At 49.3% G+C, this 614-nt stretch carries 1 protein-coding gene; it reads left to right on the forward strand.

Annotation, left to right across the window (positions count from 1 at the left end; genetic code table 11):
• Window positions 1-614: DEAD/DEAH box helicase family protein (locus tag GY683_RS03140; protein ID WP_297287361.1), on the forward strand; the 614-nt coding region annotated here is incomplete at both ends.

A 614-nucleotide genomic window follows, 5' to 3' on the forward strand; every position in this document is an offset into this window, starting at 1 on the left:
ACATTTACAAAAAGAAGAAAAGAAAATCCGCACCGAAGCAGGGTTTCGTTATGTGACCCATGAAGCGATGATTTTTCCCCGTTATCATCAGCTAGATGCGGTGCGTCAGCTGGTTGCTCATAGTAAGGAGTATGGGGCAGGTAAAAATTATCTGATTCAGCATTCGGCAGGCTCTGGCAAGTCCAACACCATTGCGTGGCTGGCTCATCAGCTGTCATCACTACACAATGCCGATGATGATAAGATTTTTCATTCGGTGATTGTCATTACTGACCGTGTGGTGCTAGACAGACAGCTACAAGATACCGTGGCACAATTTGGGCAGACCGATGGCGTGGTACAAAAGATTGATGAAGACACGCACCAGCTCACTCGTGCTCTAGCAGGCAATGTGCCAATCATCATCACCACCATTCAAAAATTCCCCTATGTCATGAACAGTATCGCCACCCGTGCCAAGCAAGGGGTGACGATTGAGCTTGATACCACAGGTAAGCGCTTTGCGGTCATCGTGGACGAGGCTCACAGCTCACAAAGTGGCGAAACCGCCAGCGAACTGCGAGCGGTGCTTAATCAAAGCGGCATAGAATCTGCCATTGCCGCCGAGTTCCTAG

It is taken from the genome of Moraxella sp., from assembly GCF_024227015.1.
In the GTDB taxonomy this organism is placed as follows: Bacteria; Pseudomonadota; Gammaproteobacteria; order Pseudomonadales; family Moraxellaceae; genus Moraxella.